This is a genomic window from Pinibacter soli (assembly GCF_029961145.1).
Lineage (GTDB): Bacteria > Bacteroidota > Bacteroidia > Chitinophagales > Chitinophagaceae > Pinibacter > Pinibacter soli.
Genome location: NZ_JASBRG010000003.1, coordinates 508,702 through 527,603, shown reverse-complemented (window position 1 = coordinate 527,603; position 18,902 = coordinate 508,702). Strand labels below are relative to the sequence as shown.

Here is an 18,902-nt window from a genome sequence, read left to right as displayed (position 1 = left end):
GATGCGAAAAGTTTATTTATCAATTATATGCATGTTGTCTTGTTCGTTTATTCTCGCACAATCAATAAAAGAGAGATTGATTAAAGCGACGAGTGAACTTGAGAAGGACACGCAAATGAGACATGCCGTTTATAGTCTTTTGGTAGTTGATGAAAAAACAGGCAATGTGGTGTTTGATAAAAATTCGCAGATAGGGTTGGCTACGGCTAGTTGTTTAAAAGTGGTGACGAGTGCAACGGCTTTTGAATTATTGGGAAAAGATTATCGCTATAAAACAGATTTCGCGTCCCGCAAAAATGGAGACTCCATTAACATCGTTATCATGCCGCATGGTGATCCAAGTTTTGGTAGCTGGCGCTACGCTTCTACAAAAGAAGATGCTATATATAAAAACATCGCAAGTGCATTAGTGAAGGCAAACATCAACAGCTACCTGGTTTCTTCAATTAACATTGTCGACAAAGGTTTCTCAAAACGTTTCTTTCCGGAAGGTTGGATATGGCAGGACATTGCCAACTATTATGGTGCAGGCCAAGGTGCTTTGAACTGGCGGGAAAATCAATTTGACATTGCTTTCAATACAGGCAGAGAGGAAACCAAACCTCAGATTTCAAAACTACTACCTGCTTATGCCAATATTAATATCAACATAGATGAGCTAAAAACTGGCGTTAAAAATTCCGGCGACAATACTTACGCATATTTTAATCCGACAAATAATCAGCAAATATTGGTAACAGGCTCTGTGCCAGCAGAAAAAAACGATTTTTCCATCTCTGCTACTTTCCCGGATCCTTCGAAATATTTCGCCAATTTCCTACAATTTTATTCAAATAAACATGTAGACACCGGGCTAAGCAAAGCACTTGCAAAAACTCATACAACAAACAATTTGCCGGCAGGCTATTCCATTTTTTATACCTATTACTCACCTTCACTCGATTCGCTTGTTTACTGGTTTTTGAAGAAAAGCATTAATCTATATGGTGAGGCCTTATTAAAAACGTTTGCGTACGAGAAGAAAGGATTTGGAGCAACAGACGAAGGTGTAAATATCGTGCAGGATTTCTGGCAACAAAAAGGGATCGACAAAACATCGTTGAACATAATGGATGGTTCGGGGCTTTCTCCGCAAAACCGCGTAACAACGGACGCGTTGGTAAAAGTATTGCAGTATGCGAAACAACAGCCATGGTTTTCATCTTACTACAATTCGTTTCCCGAATACAATGGAATGAAACTCAAAAGCGGCACCATTGGCTGTGTAAAAGGATTCTGTGGTTATCACACGTCCAAAGACGGCAACAAATACATCATAGCCTTTCTGATCAATGGCTTTAATGGCCCATCAGCGTCGATGGTTACGAAGATGTACGAGGTACTGAATGTGCTGAAGTAATTGAAAATTGAAAATGCCTTGCTTGCTAACTTTCAACTTTCAACTTTCAATTATTTGCTTGCCTGCTCCACTTGTGCCACTTCGTACTTTGGTTTGCCGTCTATTTTCACCGATTGATAATAAGTCTCGCCAACCTTCATATAAGTTTGATCACCTATTTTCACTTCTTCGCCGCCTATTGGAAAATTTGGCAAGTTTGACCCAACTTCCACACTAGAAATTAGGTGTAAACCGTCGTGATGAAGCGAGGCCACACTTGGTGTTTTTTCCACAAGGCTTCAATGTTAGTCGGATTGCTGTTTTACGTTTGTAAAAGGTTGAGTTTTTTAAAGCGCATCACCAAAAGGAAAATTCAATTGAAACATCGCATTATTTTTTAATAGGTGTGTTTATTCTTATATTAGTAAAATAATAAAAATTCAATTTATGCCATACCTAATTCTGAAAAGATGCACGTTACCTTGTATAGTGGGGCTACTGCTCGCCTGTAATGCGAAAACAGAAAACGCAGCAGAAGTAATCGATAAAGAACAAATCAAAAAAGAAATCCAGGCGAAGGAAGATTCATTTGCTTCCGTATACAATAGTGGCGAGGTGAGAAGCATTAATTATTATGCAGAAGATGCGAAAAGTTTTTATCCCAACAGGCCACCGATAGAGGGCAAGCAAGCAATCATCGCTTTTTTAACATCTGATATGACTTCACCTATTGATAAGATCAAATTTACAACCAACGAGGTTTTTGTTTCAAATGATGGAAAACTTGTTGTAGAACTTGGTGTTTTTTCAGTGACTGATTCTCTCAATACGAAACTCAATACGGGAAATTATATGAGCCTTTTTGAAAAGAGAAATGGCCAATATGTTGCTGTAAGAGATATGAGCGCCTCCGACGGGCTCACTAAATAAAAAATGATGTAGCACTTATCAAACCGCTCTCCAAAAATATGTTTGGAGAGCGGTTTTTTTATAAATCTCTCTTCTTGTGTTATGCGCACAAAATTCCTGATCACCTATCCTGTTACGAGGTTCATTATTTAATTATTCAGGCTTCAAGTTACTAACTACTGTATTGGTACAATGTAGTGAAGCTAGCGTCTTCTGCCTCCGCCTCCGCCGCCGCCCATGGAAGAACGGCCACCACCCATAGAACGCCCACCGCCACTGTACCCACCACCACCAAGTGACCCGCCTGATGATTGTCTGTTTGACATTGAAGGAGATGAAGATTGCCTGTTTGAGGTTGAGGGCCTGTTGGATGCTGAGGGCGATTGCCTGTCTGACGTTGAGGGCCTGTTAGATGCTGAGGGCGATTGCCTGTCTGACGTTGAGGGCCTGTTAGATGTTGATGGCCTGTTAGATGGTGAATTAGATGGACGGTTTGATGCCGAATTTCTGTTTCCCGAGCGATCTATAGTGCCATTACCATAACTACCTCTATTCTGGTTATTGCGCACTGTGTTGGATACGTTCCTGGTGTTATTGTAATGATTTATACTGTTTCTGTTATTAATAATCACGGTATTTCCGCCGCCATGATAGTGACCACCGTAATAGCCCCCATGATAGTAGTGATTGGACCGATATATACCTACAGCCATAACAGTTGCAAATCCAAACCACGGGGGGGGATAGCCGTAGTAATAAGGCGGATAATAAGGTACATACGCGGGCGAATAAACATACTGTACGATTGGTGCAGATTGCACCACCACAGTCGTTGTGGCCGGAACATTAACCGTAACCGGGTTGTCTCCGGTGTACCCAGGGTTACTGGTAATCGACGAATTTCCTTTAGGTTCAATAACATAATCTTTGCCATATAATTCCTCGTCACCAACAATTTGCAGGCTAACCTTCCCACCTTTGAGTTTATCTAACAGAATGACAGCAACATCCTGCGATTCAGTTTTACTAATATCATCCCGCAGTATGAATGTATACGAACTGTCTTTTTGCGTAGTGACCACTTTAATAAAATCAACTTTTTTATCCAGGTTCAGATCCAGGTTATTGATCTTCAATTTTTCATCATTGAGCGATTTTTCAAACGCTTCAATTGTTTTTGACTTTTGAAACAGGTCTAATACAGCATAAAGATCCAGGTTGTCGCCAGCAAGCCCTAAGGTAGCTGTTGTATCCTGGCTAGCTGGTTTGTCCTTAGACTTTTTGTCCTGAGAAAAAGCCTGTACACTTAACAAGTTAATGGCTGCTGCCAAACAAATTAAAATGAGTTTATTCATAACAAGACAATTGAATGTATAACATACAGTATTAAACAAATGTAATATTAATTTTTTCGATAATAATAGTGAATGTATTAATACGCACTCGGTTAAATAATTTTTTATTGTTGCCTAAGATTATCGGGTAAGCTAAAGGTGAGGAACGCAACTACCTTGCTCCCCAAAGGTCCAGAAATTACCGGGCGTCTCGGTAACTTCTCGGCCTCTTGCAGGAGGATCCTTATGCGTACAAGCTCGCGAGAGATATTCCTGATTTGCCTGGCAAGGACCACCATTGAATAGTTTTTTGAAAATTAAAGAGTATTAATTAGGCGAAATGCCCTCTTTATAAACAGACGAGCGGACGAGAAGTTGGGTAACCGGGCAAAAATTTAAGTGTGAGGTGTCGGACGTAAGATGTAGAATGATTGATTTCCAGTGTGCGATGTACGAAGTACGGTGTACGAGATTCGTTCGGGAGCAACATTGTAAAGCATTTCGTACGGCGTACTTCTTACACCATACACAATTCACTGATGGCGAATGAATGAAGTAGCACCTGGCGCCTAATTGCAACCCCGCTCTCCTATATTTATACAAACCACATAAAGCGCATTATGCTAGCCAAAAAATTACGCAAACCCTTATGCATTGCTTTAGCTGTTACAGCTTTGAATGCAAAAACCTCAGCCCAGGGATTTTTAAAGGCCGACAATCAACGCATCGTTAATGAAAAAGGAGAAAACATTTTGCTTCGCGGCATTGGCCTTGGTGGCTGGATGCTCCAGGAAGGATACATGTTGCACATTAACAAGGAAGGCCAGCAACACTTGATCAAGGCTAAAATAGAATCGATCATCGGTGCCGAAAAAACGAATGAGTTTTACGATGCATGGCTTGCCAATCATACCTCAAAGGCAGACATTGACTCGCTGAAAAAATGGGGATTCAATTCTGTTCGCCTGCCAATGCATTACAATCTTTTCACTTTACCGATCGACCAGGAAAAAACACCCGGCGAAAATACCTGGCTCGCAAAAGGTTTTGCACTCACTGACAGCCTGCTTGCATGGTGCAAGGCGAACCAAATGTACCTGATTCTCGACCTGCATGCGGCACCGGGCGGACAGGGAAATGACCTGAATATTGCTGACCGCGACGGATCCAAACCTTCTTTGTGGGAAAGCGAGGCAAATCAGCAAAAAATGATCGCCCTTTGGAAAAAACTGGCGGATCGCTACAAAAACGAACCATGGATCGGCGGTTACGACATTATCAACGAGCCCAACTGGGGCTTTGATGACCTGGCAAACGACAAAAACGGAACCAAAGAACAACACAATGTTCCGTTGAAAAAACTAATGCAGGACATTACCAAAGCCATTCGCGAAGTGGACCAGAAACACATTGTCATCATTGAAGGAAATGGCTGGGGTAACAACTACAACGGCATTTTACCAACATGGGACAACAACATGGTGCTAAGCTTTCATAAATACTGGAACTACAATGATGTGAACTCTGTTAAACACATCCTCGATGCCCGTAGCAAATACAATGTACCGGTTTGGATAGGCGAAACGGGTGAAAACTCCAACGTTTGGTACACAGAGGCCATTCGATTAATGGAATCGCAAAACATCGGTTGGGCATGGTGGCCCCTGAAAAAAATAGGCAACAACAATCCGGAGGAAATCAAATCAAACCCGGATTATGATAAACTCGTAAACTATATAAATGGAAATGGCGCGAAACCGGATGCTACCGAGGCTTACAACGGTTTGATGAAACTGGCGAAGGCTACCAAAGCCGGCAATACAGTTGTTCATACAGATGTGATCGACGCGATGTTCAGGCAGCCTTTTGCTTCAACAGCGGTTCCTTTCAAAACTCACAGCATATCCGGCGGTAATGCTGTAAACGCAGTTGAGTATGATTTGGGCAGAAACGGTTTTGCATATTTTGATAAAGACACAGCCGACTACCACGTTTCCAAAGGTAGCCGTGGTGGCAATCGCGGCAGAAGTTTCCGGAATGATGGCGTGGACATTTTCAAAGATTCCGCTGACGCGAAAAACTATTATGTTGGAAGTACAGAAGCGGGCGAATGGTTGCAGTACACTATCGACGTTTCCAAGCCGGGAAATTATTCCGTACTTATTAATATTATGTCGGCAACAGACAAGGGAAATGTAACCCTTAATATTGACGGTAAAAACACATCAGAAAACACGAAGATCCCTGCATCCTCATCATGGCAGTCTGTCGATCTTGGAAAAGTAAATCTTGCCAAAGGAAAGCACACGCTCAGGTTGATAATAAATGAAGGAGGGTTCAATTTAAAAGACCTGCAATTTGATCTGAAGAAATAGGCTTAATGCGCAATGCCTAGCGCCTAACGCCCAATACGCTGGCGTTAGGCGTTAGGCATTTAGCGTTAAACTTTCTGCATTTTTTCAAAAAATCCTATCCAAAATCCCCGAAACACCTGTTATATTTACGTTTTAACCAACTGATTGCTTCGCAGATGAGGAAGATACTGACGACAATACTGCTTCTACTTTTTGCAACAATAATCAATGCCCAAAACCAGGTTGGCCTGCCGTCCATCTCCAATTTCTCCAGACAGGTTTATGAAGCCGGCAAACAAACACGCTGCATTGGGCAGGACAGGCGCGGCATTATGTATTTCGCCAACGACGATGGCTTGCTTGTGTACGATGGCACTTACTGGAATACATACCAGCTCCCCAACAAAAGTATCGTTCGTTCATTGATGATCGACAACGACAGGATCTATGTGGGCGGACAACAGGAATTCGGATACTTCTATTTTGACAGCAACAATGCACTTGTCTATCACTCTTTCAAAGACATCATTCCTCCAAAGGAAAATGAATTCACCGATGTATGGAACGTGATCAAGTGGGGCGACGATATTTTTTTCCGCTCCGCTAAAAGAATATTCTGGCTGCACGGCAATACCATCAAAGCATACGAAAGTATTAACTGGGGCTTCCTGGGCGTTACGAGAAATTTGCTCGTAGCCGAACAGTTTGAAACGGGACTTGTATATTTTTCAAATGGCAAATGGATACCATTGCCAAACGGAGACGATTTCAAAGGACACAATACCGTAGTAAAAGCAATCACGGATTTTACCGGAGATATGTCGCTGATCACAACATTGAAAAATGGCTTGTATACCATACGCGACAAGGACATCGAAAAATTTAAATCTCCGGACGTTACTGCCATTAGCCAGGATAACCTTTACTCTGCCTGCGTGCTGGATGGTAATCTTACGGCAATAGCAACGAACCTTAATGGTCTTTACATTATTGACAGCCAGGGAAAAGTCGTTCAGCATTTAACCAAGAAACACGGTTTGCAAAAAAACAATATAATGTATGTTTTTGCTGACAGGAATAAAAACTTATGGCTCGGTCTTGATAACGGAATCGATCTTATTGCACATGATAATGCTATTGCGCACATCAATCCTGATAATGAGAATAAAAGTCCCGGTTATGCTGCGATCGTGTACAAAAACAATCTTTACTTAGGAACTGCTTCAGGCGTGTATCGGGCACCCTTGCAGAATGCAGATCAACTGAACCAAACGGCTGCACAATTTAATATCATTGAAAAAAGCCAGGGACAGGTATGGGGAATGAACATTGTAAATGATCATTTGCTGATCAGCCACAACGAAGGAGCTTATATCGTGAATGGCAACGCCGCCTCTCCACTTGATGAGACAACTGGCTTCTGGCTATTTCGACCGCTGGGTTCGCAAACGCCCGCTCCTCTTATGCTTGCGGGAACATACAATGGCATCAATCTCTACAGTTATGAGAATGGACAGTTTGTAAACAAAAAACAACATACTCATTTTGAGTCTGCGAAATTCGTAGCAATTGAGGGAAACAATATCTGGGCGGCGCATCCCTACAAAGGTTTATACAGGATATATTTTGACACAGCCGGTGTATTGCAGAACAAGCTGTACAATGATAAAAACAAAATACTATCGGAAAATCATAACCATGTCTTCAATGTTCAGGGAAAGATTGTACTAACCACTGGCAAAGGCATTTTCGAATTTGATCCTGCTATCAACGACTTTAAAAGATCAGATTTTTTTACAAAGATATTTGGCAATGCAAGCGTTTCCTATTTGAAAGACGATGCGCATGGCAACATCTGGTTTATACAGGACAAAAAGCCAGGCGTGATTGACTGTAGCGATCCGCATCAGCCGAAGATCGTCTTCATTCCAGAGCTCAACAGTGTAATAATGAGCAATGGTGAAGAGTTTATTTATCCTTACAACAACAGCAATGTTTTGATAGGAAGCGAGGAAGGTTTCTACAATGTTGATTATGAGAAATACAAAAACAACAAACGTTCCGTAAGTGTTTTACTAAGAAAAATAACGGCCTCCAGCAAAACAGACAGTGTACTATTCGGAGGCTACCTATCACTAAAAGACACAACGTCGTCAGTAGAAACAGTTAAGTTTTCGCGAAGCATTTCTTACAAATACAACTCTGTTCAGTTTGAATTTTCATCACCCATTTTTGTGCAGCAGGCAGATTACAGCTGCCGCCTGAAAGGTTTTGAAAGCGAGTGGTCACCATGGTCGAAGAAAGCCGAAAAATCATATACAAACCTGCCTGCAGGCGATTATACTTTTGAAGTAAAAGCAAAAGATGATCTCGGAAATGTTTCTCCAGTAAGTACTTTTTCATTCACGGTATTGCCGCCGTGGTACCGAACCATCGTTGCATACCTGGTATATCTTTTATTGTTTGCTTACATTATTTATTGGTTCTACAAAAGACAACAGAAAAAGTATTTACTGAATCAGAAAATAAAATTGCAAAAGCAGCAGGAAAAATATGAAGCGGAACAAGAACGCCTTCAATTCGAGCACCAACGCGTTGTTGAAAAGAATGAAAGAGAAATTATACAACTTCGTAATGAAAAACTGGAAGCGGAAGTAGCGCACAAAAACACGGAGCTGGCTTCCAACACAATGACGCTTTTGCAAAAGCGTGAAGTGCTTAATAAGATAAAAGAAGAACTCGTTCCGCTGAGAGAACTGGACTCAGAAAAGGAAGCTAAAACAGTTCGCAAGATCATTAAACTGATCAACGATCAACTTGAAACGGACGATGACTGGGATCGCTTCGCAAATTATTTTGACAAAGTAAACAATGATTTTCTTAAAACATTAAAAGATAAATTTCCGCAACTGACAGCAACAGACCTTAAGCTGTGTGCGTATTTGCGCATCAACCTTTCGTCAAAAGAAATCGCAAATCTGCTGAACATCTCAATACGTGGCGTAGAAACAAGCCGCTACCGTTTACGTAAAAAACTCGATCTGCCAAATGAAACAGGGTTGTTTGACTTTTTGGCGATGGTAGGAGAATAAAGAGGAATTAGAAATTAGGAATTCAATGTCGTTTAGTTAAGCAACTTTTCAATTACTTGGTTGCTATGTCCAGGAAAGAAAGACTGCTTGTCATCCCGACGAAGGAGGGATCTGTGTGTTTATTTACGCATAGTGTCCGTTAGTGTTAGGCCCAGATCCCTCGTTCCTCGGGATGACAAGCGAGATGCTTTTATTTTTTTTAAACACCTTAACTAAACGACATTGAATTAGGAATTAGTAGTTGTTGTTTGGTGTTGTTTTAAAACTGGATTGCCAATTTCTAATTCCTAATTGAATGGCACTACCACTTTCTTCCCATTATACTTCACAACTTTTCCCTCGTCTTTGCCTACAAGTTTTATGTTGAAATTCCTCGTTTGCAACATGCCTGGAAATTTTCCTTTACGGTCTGAAATTTCGAGTTGATATTTTGCGTTGTTCCATTTAAAAGAAATTGTTGCATACACCCCCTTTTCGTAGTTATAATTATCGCCTTCATCTTCATACAAAATGAATTCGCCGTTGGCACCTTCATACACGCGGATTTCAAGTGTTGAATCTGCATGTTCCAGTGCAAATTGCTTAGAGGCTGCAACGGGCAATATTGTTCCTGATTTTACAAACACAGGAATGATATCAATCGGTACCTGTTTTGAAACTTGCTGACCACCTTTCATTTTTTCACCCGTCCAGAAGTCGAACCAATCGGCGCCTGACGGCAAATACACTGAAGTTGTTTTTACGTTGCTGAAATTGGTTTCCGCTACACCTCCTGCCCTGCTCGTGTATAGTGAATCCGTCACCGGGCAAACAAGTAACGACTTTCCGAACATGTATTGATTGTTGACATCCCACACATTTTTATCAGATGCAAAATCCATTGCAAGAGCACGCGTCATTGTTAAGTGTTGTGATGTAACCTGCCATGCACACGAATAGATGTATGGCAAAAGTTGATAACGCAGATTAATATATTTTTCCACCGCATCGAAAGCCCATTCACCTCTGTTGCCAAGCTGGTAAATTTCGCGGGGAGTATTTGTACCGTGTGATCGCAACATCGGGCAGAACGTAGCAAACTGGAACCATCGTACATACAGCTCCTTGTAAGCAGGATCTTTAACGCCCAGCGGATAATTGTTGCCGGTGAAGAAACCACCCACATCCGTGTTCCAGTAAGGAATACCACTCAGCGAAAGATTGCAGCCAGCTGCAATTTGCGCACGCAGCACATCCCATTTTCCCTGTATATCTCCCGACCACAACATCGTGGCATAACGTTGTTGCCCAGCAAACGCTGAACGTGTTAAGATGAAAACTCTTTTATCTTTTGTGAGTTGCTTTTGATGATCACTGACGCCGCCTGTTGTTGCAATGGGAAAGGCATTACCAACCTTTTGAAACGAGCCGGCGTAAGTTGATTGTGCATCTATAACCAAATCCGGGCCGGCTTTTTCAGGTTCTGTAGCATCGAGCCACCAACCGTCCATGCCCAGCGAAAAAATATCATTCTTCATGTGGCTCCAGTAAATATCTCGTGCTTCGGGATTGAAAGCATCGTACACTTTTACATCTTTTGGCGGCCATGTTTGAAAATTGAACAGCATATTTTTTGCTTCCAGTTCCTTATAAATTTTTGTTTTATACCCAAAAGACGGCCAGACAGAAATGATGATATGCGCATTCATATTGTGCACACTATCGATCATTTTCTTTGGATCAGGAAAACGAGGATTACCAAATCTTACAGCGTTCCAGTCCGCCTGATCTTCGCCCCAGTATTGCCAATCCTGCACAATGCCGTCTAGCGGTACTTTGAGTGCACGATAACGATTTACGACATCCAGCAATTCGTGCTGACTTGTATATCGTTCTCTGCTTTGCCAATAACCGAACACCCATTTAGGAAACATCGGCACTTCACCGGTGAGTAACTGATATTGCTCGATAACGCTGTCTGCATTTGCGCCTTTGATAAAATAGTAATCAATGCAATTGCCAATTTCAGATTGCAGCGAGGCAACATTATTTGAATCGCTGAAAACAGTTGCGGATGCATTGTCCCAAAAGACGCCATAATTTTTTATGGACTGAAAAAATGGAATAGCAATGCGCATGTTTTCCTGCTTCAGCAGCAGTTGCTGATTGCGTTGGCTCATGTGGCCATTTTGAAATTGACCAAAACCATAAATCGCTTCGTCTCGCTCCAGTTTGAAAGATTGTTTGATCCTGAATGTATTTTCATTGCCATCTTTTACAGGCGAAAAACTTGTACTGTTTTCTTGTAAATAAAGATGCCCTTCATTGTTACCAAACTTTATCTGTCCAGAAGGCATACTCATGATTACAGCAATATTTTTGCTTTTGATCTGTAGCCCATCTTTTCCTTCAATAATTGCAACAGTTGGTTTCCCTGGCTTTCCGATGACGCTGAAACTCTTTGTTTCTGCTACATTGCCGACAGGATATTTTTTTACGTGAACGATGCCGTTGTTGAAAAATGTGATTTCCGTAGTAATACCTTTTGTGTTTATTGAAACACCGTTTGAGATGCGTGTGTATGTCTGGGCTTTAGCGGTTGCGAGTAATAAGACAAGGGCAAATGAAAGTGTAAATTTTATTCTGCGCGTTTGCATAAGTTTGATTAATTAGTGTTGATGATGCGGGATTCAAGATTTACCACTAAGGCACTAAGGGCACTAAGCCACACTAAGGGTTGCCGTATATTTATGACAGTCTTTAGTACTCAGAGATTCTTAGTGAATCTTGTGTCCTTAGTGTCTTAGTGGTGAAAAAAACTATCGAAGATCTAGTGTAGTCCTAAATCTTCAATCACAATCTGATTTCCTTTTACCTCCACAGTTTTATTGATAACTTTTTTGCTACTCAAAGCTGCAGCAGTCGGCTGTTGTCCTCCGACAAACAATTGTAATTTTTCAGGCACCTGCAGTCTAACGCCGTTGTCATCAACCACAGATAATTGTCTTGCAGTTAAAGTAAATTTCACCGTTTTCTTTTCGCCTGCTTTAAAATGAATGCGTTCAAACCCTTCCAGAGCATGGATCGGCGCTTTCACACCTGTGCCATGCTTCACATACAATTCAACCACTTCATCACCATCCACTTTGCCCGTGTTTTGTACATCAACGCTTACTGTAACAGGCTTACCAGTAACAACAGAAGAAGGAACCCCAAAGTTTGAATAAGCAAATGTTGTATAGCTCAATCCATAACCGAAGCCATACAAAGGCTCTCCGGAGAAATAACGATAGGTGCGATTGTTCATGCTGTAATCAGTAAACGATGGCAGCTGGTCAGTTGACTTGTAAAATGTAACCGGCAAACGTCCGGCAGGGTTATAATCACCAAACAAAACATCAGCAACAGCTTCGCCGGTTGCTTGTCCGCCATACCATGCATTTACAATAGCAGGGATGTTCCCGGCTTCCCATGGAGTTGCCAAAGCGCTGCCCGTCATCATTACAAAAACAATTGGTTTGCCTGTTGCATTCAATGCTTTCAGAAATGCAGTTTGCACATGCGGCAGATCTATAGAAGTTCTGTCTCCACCATCAAAACCTTCAATCTTTACAGGCATTTCCTCTCCTTCGAGCGAAGGTGTAATGCCACCGACAAATACGATGACGTCTGCATCCTTTACCCTGTTTGCGATAGCGGCAAAGTCCACATTATCTTTGTTGGTAACGAAGTCGGTTCCACGTTCATATGTCAGCTCAACATTTTTACCAAGTTTATCCTTTATACCTTGTAACACAGTTGTAGTCTTTGTGGGAAAGCCGTTGTAATTTCCTAATACGCTGATACTGTCGTTTGCGTTTGGCCCAAGCACCGCGATCTTCCTGATTGATTTTGAAAGCGGCAACAAATTGTTTGCATTCTTCAACAACACAATCGATTCCCTTGCCATTTGCAAAGCTTGTGCTTTGTGCGGAGCACTTTCCAATACTGATTCCGGAATACTGCTGTATTTCACCATTGACGCAGGATCGAACAGGCCGAGACGAAATCTTATTTCAAACAAGTGCTGTACCGACTCATTGACTTTGCTTTCAGCAACTAAACCTTGTTTAACCGCATTGACCAAAGTTGTGTAAGTATGTCCGCATTCAACATCTGTTCCGTGAATAACTGCATCAGCCGCGGCAGAAGTAGCATCGGTACTGGTTTTGTGACCTTTGAAGAAATCATCAATCGCTCCGCAGTCGGAAGTAACATAACCATGAAACTTCCATTGATTGTACAAAATATTTGTCATCAGCAGATCATTGCCGCAGCAGGGCTGACCGCCGAATGCATTGTAGGCGCACATAACTGAAGCGACTTTTCCGTCCACTACCAGATCGTGAAAGGCAGGCAAATAAGTATCTGCAAGATCATAGTTACTTACCGCTACGTTGAATGAATGCCTTGAATTTTCAGGTCCGCTGTGAATGGCGAAGTGTTTTGCACAGGCGGTTATCTTTAAATATTTCGGATCATTTCCCTGGAAACCTTTTACAAGTTGAATACCCATTTGGGCTGTGAGATAAGGATCTTCGCCGTAAGTCTCCTGCCCTCTGCCCCATCTTGGATCTCTGAAAATATTAATGTTTGGTGTCCAGAAAGTAAGGCCCTGATAAATATCCCGGGAGCCTTTTCTTTCATAAGCGTGATGCACGGCTCTTGCTTCTGTTGAAATGATATCAGCTGTTTTATACATCGCCTGTTTATCAAAAGTTGCCGCTAAACCTATCGCCTGCGGAAATACCGTTACATGCATGCCAGATCTTCCAACGCCATGCAAGCCTTCGTTCCACCAGTTGTAAGCAGGAACATCGAGTCTGTCAATGGCAGCAGACTTGTTCATCATCTGACTGACTTTCTCTTCTAAAGTCATTCTCTTCACAAGGTCCTTTGCTCTTTCTTCAAAGGAGTAAGAAGTGTTTTTGTAAACAGGTGTCTGCGCTTTCGCAGAAAGCATCATTAATGATACGGAGGCTGCCAGCAATTGTTTGTGAAACATTATTATGGATTTTGCATTTAGATTTCACGCAAAGACGCAAAGGAAATAAGGCGCAAAGACAGCATCATGAAATGCTGCACCTGCTCAAATTTCCAGTAACGATCTTAGTGTCACCCAATTAATTCTTAATTTCTCTTCGGTATCGTGTTTGTAAAAGGAATTTCTTTCCTCAGCATTTTCGTTGCCTGCCCGGCGAGCCATAAATAATAATCGCTGCCGAGATCACTGTCTATTGCAACAAATGGACTCGGGCCAACGGGCACTTCAGTGGCACATTTAAAAATGGCCGTCCCTTCATCTATCTCGTCAAACATTGCAAGGTAAAGCATTTCAGCACCGCTGCCTATATAGCTTGAAAACTGCTTCCAATAAAAACTCCCGCGATTTCTGGGAATAGGTTTTGAATTCTTCGCCATGTTCAACCACGAAAATCCCGGAAAAGCTAATGGCGCATAATCCACTTTATTCTCTTTGCACCATGCAATGTCATCTTTCACTAACTGAGCAAATGGAGCAAACGTATTTTCGTTATAGCGTCCCACAAACCACGGCATCACCACATCGCATTTGCGAATCAGATGATGAAGCATTGTATCGTCGATGGCATCCATCTCCAGTTTCCGCCAATGTGTTGGCACACCGATCAACACGCTGAATCCTCTTTCAATCAATGCATCAATAATGATATCGGCTTCTTTAAAACCATATTTCCTTTTATCGTTAAAACCTACGCCCCACACCGCCACCAACGGTTTGCCGTTATGAAACAGGTACGAAGTATTCGTGCTTCTTTTTTTGATGTCATAAGTTGAAGACAAGTAATCAATGTCTTTCAACACCAACTGCTCATCGCCCGGTTCCATACCGCTAAGGTCATACATAACACTAATGGCACGATCATTTATGTTCGCCGCTTGAATGGCTGAGTTAAAGACTTTGTTTAGCTGGTTGTAACTTTTCTCTCTTTTTATTTCCGTCACAAATCGCTGCACAAACACACCGTCAATACCATACTCACGCATCCAGCGAAAATGAGTATTTACAGATGATTCATCATACGAACTGAACACATAAGCAGGACTATCATTGGCGAACCTGAAATCTGTTTTATATGTCTTGTCATATTCAGACACGTCTGGCCACATGTCCACTTTTGTGGAACCCGGATGAAAACCATCACGGCCTAGATAATGATACCAACCTCTGTCCGCACCGTCACCGGGTGCACTGAACCAGCCCTGATAGCCCGCCATAACAAGGCCTTTATAAGAATCGTATCTTTTTTCAGAAAGATAGAAATCTTTATCGACAGCATTTAATATAAAGTCGACAATTGGTGTAGGATTGGGAAAACTGTGTGGATGATGTTTAAACCCTTCCTTAATAATAACTTTCACATCGCCTCCTTCTGCCTTCATTTTTTCCTGAAAAGGAATAGCCTGTTCGCCGGGCGGCACGTATTCATCGTTCTCTGCGCAAAGTACCAAGATGGGATAATGTTCCCTGGCAATTGCTTTTGTTTTATCAATCGGACTTCCCCTGAAGTTTTGAATATCTGCTTTGCTTTTGAGATTGTATGCATCCATGAAGTCTTTTGTCATCTGACCGAGATCCTTGTCCATATCTCTCGCCAGCACTTTGCAATCCAGCAAAGGATTGTCGACGTACACTGCGCTCACTTTGTCAGGATTTGCCGCAGCCCAATTCAGTGCATATACACCGCCGCGACTCATGCCTTCCAATACTCCTTTTTGACCAAGCCCTGCTTTGTGAAGCATTGCATAAAATTTGTTCCACGTTTCAATAGCAACTTTGTTGCCCATCAATTCTGCCACATCACAATATATAAGATGGAAGCCTCGCTCCAGCAAAGCAATATCTGTTTGCGGTTCATGTGCCCAAAACCTTGCACGCCATATCCAGGGTGCGTTTTTCGCAACACGCTTAGGTTTTACCACTTTGCAATCGTGGCCATCAATTTTGAATTCCGCGCATGCATATCCTTTGAAATCAGTTGTTGTATAAGACTGATTAAAGTTCCTGAACAGATCGAACTGCGTATCCATATTTTGTGTGATCTGCTGAAACAATCTTTTCGCAACTATGCCTGCGCCGTCTTTATTGGGATGAATTTTGTCGGGAAACAATTCAGGTTTGTCGCTTAGCAAGGAATGAATATCGAGCAATTCAACACCTTCTTCATACGCCGCTTTTTGGATGCGCGGCGTTACTTCTTCTACAATCGTTTTGTCCCATATCTGCATAGTGTCTGTTTCAAACGATTTGAAAGGCAACAACACAATTACTCTTGGGTGAGTTGGCAATGATGTGAAGGAACGAATCATGTCCCGCGTGTCTTGTTCCATTTCGTTATAGAAGGGACGATTAATTGCTTTTGCATCGTTGCCGCCAAGATCGATGAAAACCACGTCGGGATTGCTTTGCAGTGCTGCTTTGTACGCCTCCGTTTTCCAATAAGGATAATTGCCATGTTTCAACATGGTTGTACTGCTCACGCCATAGTTGCCGACTACATAACTTTTTCCAAGCATTGCCTGCAACTGGCCGGGAAATGAATTTTCTTTCGGACTCTCGATTCTGGCTCCTTCTGTAATGCTGGCACCAATGCAGGTGATGCGTTTTATTTGTGCTTGCGCAACCAAGCCGAGCAATAACAATGCGCTGGTTAATATCCTTTTCATGTTGGTCATTTTTTTGCTTTTGGCACGCAGATGACACTGCCTGGACTGATTTACGCGGATATTTTTTGGGACAAGCATTTGTTTTTTGATCGGCATCGTTGTATCACTCACTTGTACTGCAGCAATTCTACTCACTGCTCTGCAAGACTTACAGTCTTGCAGTATTATTCTATTGCCTTCAATAACCTAATCGCCAGAGGCGATAGAATAAGCTTCCGAAGCTAAAAGCTCGGAGAGCAGATTACTGGAAATCGTGATGGTGCGAAAGGGCGAATGCGATTCGCCCCTACGTACCCATTTTCAACTTTCAACTTTCAATTTTCAATTATCTTCTTTCCTTTCACAACGCCCGCCTCATTAAATGCATCTATCGAAAAATAATACCGCAAATCAGCATTCAGGGTTCTTATGATTATTTCGTTTTTTCCGTAAACGAAATAGTTTTCGTACAACTTGTTTTTGTCCGTTCCAAAACGGATATTATAACCAGTTGCATTCACATCTTTGTTCCATGTAAGCTTTACTACTGCTTTGTCTTTATCTCTTTCAATGTTGAATGACGTAACTTCTTTCACCGGTTTTACATTTGCCTTGCCAAACACACGCAAATCAGATACGGCAAAATTTCCCGAAGGCACTTGCACATTTGTTAATCGCACGTAACGCACTGGCAAAGGCTTCGGAAGTTGTACATAGTCGTGTGGCGCATCTACATTGTTTTGTGATTTGTCCACAATAATTTTCCAATTTTTGTTATCAACAGAATATTCCAGTTTGTATTGATACGCCATGTTTTCAGTACGACCTAAAATAGAAGTATTCTGTTCGGCGAAATTGATTTGAATAGCGCTGGCTGTTGTAACGCTGCCAAGATCAACTGTGATGAATTCGCCTTTTTTATTGGTTGCAGCACTCCACCAGGTTCTTATATCTTCGTCCGTCGCCGCCTGCGGGTGATGATCACTCAACGAAGAAGAGACCTCCACTTTTTTGTTGTAAGACAGCAACATCCAGCCCGGAAACAGTTCAGCGCTGCCTGATATTTTTTTTGCAGGCACCATCATCGGGTAATCGCCAAAGCCTGTGTAGGCGGTCATTTCGCCATCGTTATCAAAGAACACAGGGAACAAAGACAAACGTCTTTCGAACATATGTTTTATTGAAATACTCACCGTGCCGATGTGCCAGTAGTTGCCATACTTATCTTTAAATGTGCTGCCATGTCCTGCACCGTTTGCAAAGCCCTCCGGTTTGTACGCAAAAGGATTATTCTTGCTCAACACAAAAGGCCCAAGGGGATTGTCCGCTACATACAAACCATCAGCATAGCTTTTGAATTGCGTGCCGGGACAAGCATATTGCAAATAATATTTTCCGTTGTATTTGTTCATCCATGAGCCTTCCATCCATGGTGCGGCCGTGCCATCGTTATAATCGCCGGGTCTCTCCCAGCCGTACTTTGACTTATTGGCGTAAATAGTGTTCACCGCCTTTCCTATTGGTTGCAGGTTATTGTGCAGATCAAGTTCTACTGCATGTAAAGGTTCTTTGTCTGAGCAACCATAGTAATAGTAAAGACGATGATCATCATCAAGAAACAACATTGGATCTGTTGTCGAAATAGGAAACTTATCAGTCACCAGTTCCCAGCTATCAGTCTTGGGGTCTTTGGTTTTATAGATTTTATGTGAAGCGTTGCCGGAAGCATTGAAATAGATTTCATCATCTACTACAACAGCAGTCGGTGCGTAATCTTCAAGGGGTAAGATATTGCTTTTAATAAGATCCCATTTTATGAGATCCGTTGAATGAAAATAGCCGCCGGATTTTGAGGCAAACAAATAATATTCTCCCTTAAATAAAATCATTGAAGGATCCGCGGCCTCTCTTCTGGAAGGGGTATCCAGGCAAAAGCGATAACTAAGGTTTATAGGATTGCAAAAGGTTGCAGCAGGTATTTCTTCTTGTGCACTTGCGTTATTAAAAACCACAATTGCACCAAGAATGAAGAAAACACTTTTCATGTTGGTCATTTGATGGAGCACGAATTTAGTAATAACTGAATGAACTGAATAACTGAGTAACGGAAGCTCATAATCAATTTTGCTGT

General features: G+C 41.9%; 10 protein-coding genes. 4 read left to right on the top strand and 6 right to left on the bottom strand.

All coding sequences use genetic code 11. The annotated features are described in order from the left end of the window. Nucleotide 1 precedes the first annotated feature (1 nt). Nucleotides 2-1,399, top strand: coding sequence for a D-alanyl-D-alanine carboxypeptidase/D-alanyl-D-alanine endopeptidase (gene dacB / locus QJ048_RS06510; protein ID WP_282333529.1), 1,398 nt, complete (start codon nucleotides 2-4; stop codon nucleotides 1,397-1,399). Nucleotides 1,400-1,449: 50 nt separating this feature from the next. On the opposite strand, the gene QJ048_RS06505 is transcribed toward dacB, so the two are convergent. Continuing rightward, the gene (locus QJ048_RS06505) at nucleotides 1,450-1,611 is read right to left on the bottom strand and encodes a DUF6515 family protein (protein WP_345774533.1); all 162 of its coding nucleotides are present in this window, start codon (nucleotides 1,609-1,611) and stop codon (nucleotides 1,450-1,452) included. Nucleotides 1,612-1,825: 214 nt separating this feature from the next. On the opposite strand from QJ048_RS06505, the gene QJ048_RS06500 reads away from it, so the two are divergent. Further along, a complete protein-coding gene (locus QJ048_RS06500) occupies nucleotides 1,826-2,308 on the top strand; it encodes a YybH family protein (protein ID WP_282333527.1) in 483 nt (160 codons plus the stop codon). 182 nt (nucleotides 2,309-2,490) lie between these two features. Here the strand turns inward: QJ048_RS06500 and QJ048_RS06495 are convergent, their stop codons facing one another. Next, nucleotides 2,491-3,642 (bottom strand): dermokine domain-containing protein, encoded by a 1,152-nt coding sequence (locus QJ048_RS06495; RefSeq protein WP_282333526.1) that lies wholly within the window; start codon nucleotides 3,640-3,642, stop codon nucleotides 2,491-2,493. A gap of 599 nt (nucleotides 3,643-4,241) precedes the next feature. Between QJ048_RS06495 and QJ048_RS06490 the strand changes: the two genes are divergently transcribed. Both QJ048_RS06490 and QJ048_RS06485 read left to right on the top strand, forming a co-directional pair. Next, a complete protein-coding gene (locus QJ048_RS06490; RefSeq protein WP_282333525.1) occupies nucleotides 4,242-5,996 on the top strand; it encodes a cellulase family glycosylhydrolase in 1,755 nt (584 codons plus the stop codon). A gap of 155 nt (nucleotides 5,997-6,151) precedes the next feature. Continuing rightward, nucleotides 6,152-9,067, top strand: coding sequence for a triple tyrosine motif-containing protein (locus QJ048_RS06485; RefSeq protein WP_282333524.1), 2,916 nt, complete (start codon nucleotides 6,152-6,154; stop codon nucleotides 9,065-9,067). 287 nt (nucleotides 9,068-9,354) lie between these two features. Here QJ048_RS06485 and QJ048_RS06480 read toward each other — a convergent pair whose 3' ends face one another. The 4 genes from QJ048_RS06480 to QJ048_RS06465 all read right to left on the bottom strand — a co-directional run bounded on the left by QJ048_RS06480 (nucleotide 9,355) and on the right by QJ048_RS06465 (nucleotide 18,816). Then, the gene (locus QJ048_RS06480) at nucleotides 9,355-11,703 is read right to left on the bottom strand and encodes a glycoside hydrolase family 31 protein (protein ID WP_282333523.1); all 2,349 of its coding nucleotides are present in this window, start codon (nucleotides 11,701-11,703) and stop codon (nucleotides 9,355-9,357) included. 173 nt (nucleotides 11,704-11,876) lie between these two features. Next, nucleotides 11,877-14,090, bottom strand: a complete 2,214-nt coding sequence (locus QJ048_RS06475; RefSeq protein WP_282333522.1) for a glycoside hydrolase family 3 C-terminal domain-containing protein — start codon at nucleotides 14,088-14,090, stop codon at nucleotides 11,877-11,879. 125 nt (nucleotides 14,091-14,215) lie between these two features. Further along, nucleotides 14,216-16,792: a GDSL-type esterase/lipase family protein gene (locus QJ048_RS06470; protein WP_282333521.1), complete on the bottom strand. Its 2,577-nt coding sequence runs from the start codon at nucleotides 16,790-16,792 to the stop codon at nucleotides 14,216-14,218. A gap of 314 nt (nucleotides 16,793-17,106) precedes the next feature. Further along, nucleotides 17,107-18,816: a family 43 glycosylhydrolase gene (locus QJ048_RS06465; protein WP_282333520.1), complete on the bottom strand. Its 1,710-nt coding sequence runs from the start codon at nucleotides 18,814-18,816 to the stop codon at nucleotides 17,107-17,109. Nucleotides 18,817-18,902: the final 86 nt, after the last annotated feature.